Consider the following 878-nt stretch of genomic DNA (forward strand, 5'->3'; position numbering starts at 1 on the left):
CGCATATGGCCTGTTCTATTTGGAATGCGGAGAAGCTCCCCGTATGATGCTCCTCGTTCTGATAACACCCTCCGGGAAGATAACTGGCAAGCATATGGAGGTGTCGAATGAGCAACAGGCATTACACAGAGGAGTTCAAGCTCAAAGCGGTCAAGCAGGTCACGGAACGCGGCCATCGCGTGGCGGATGTGTCGGTGCGGCTGGATGTCAGTAAGTACAGCCTGTATTCTTGGATCAAGCAATACTGTCAGCCCAAGCCGGTACGTGACGAGCAGGCAAGTCAGCAGGAAGAACTGTGGCTTCTGCGGGCAGAACTCAAGCGGGTGAGCGCTGCGTTGCAGCTCCGCTTCGGCAGCCATCACCCATGAACGCTTCTTTCGGGCGCACGCCGGTGAGTCTCAAGCTGTTTGAGTTGTTCAACCATGGTGTGACCGTCATAGGGAGGGATGCTGCGCCCCCCCACGAAACCTTCCCTTGTGAGGATCGGCAGACTGACTTTGATGCCGAATCTTAGAGTGTGCGTGCCTTGCCTTCGGTGATGTATTCGACGGTAATCCCCCCTTTTTTGGTGGCAGGCAGAAGTAGAGCTATTTGGTTTGCGTTTGCGCCAGTTTCTGCTTCGGGGTGATGCCTCCCAGGGCCATGTTGGGCCGCTCGTGATTGTAGGTCCACAGCCAGCGCGTGGCGTATTCCTGCACCTGCTCGACCGATTCGAACAGGTGCTGACCGAGCCAGTCATAGCGCACTGTCCGGTTGTAACGCTCGACATAGGCATTCTGTTGCGGCTTACCGGGCTGGATATGCTCGATGCGGATCTGTTGCTTCTCTGCCCAACTCAGCAGGCTTGCGCTGATGTACTCGGGTCCGTTGTCGCAGCG

At 56.6% G+C, this 878-nt stretch carries 1 protein-coding gene and 1 pseudogene; one reads left to right on the plus strand and one right to left on the minus strand.

The annotated features are described in order from the left end of the window. Positions 1-107: 107 nt before the first annotated feature. Positions 108-329 (plus strand): annotated as a pseudogene (locus tag ABDB87_RS20520) (transposase); the annotation flags it as partial. A 258-nt stretch (positions 330-587) separates the two neighbouring features. Here the strand turns inward: ABDB87_RS20520 and ABDB87_RS20525 are convergent. Beyond that, a partial coding sequence (locus tag ABDB87_RS20525) for an integrase core domain-containing protein (RefSeq protein WP_345930578.1) occupies positions 588-878 on the minus strand: 291 nt, incomplete at its 5' end.

This window comes from Uliginosibacterium paludis (genome assembly GCF_039631355.1).
GTDB lineage: Bacteria > Pseudomonadota > Gammaproteobacteria > Burkholderiales > Rhodocyclaceae > Uliginosibacterium > Uliginosibacterium paludis.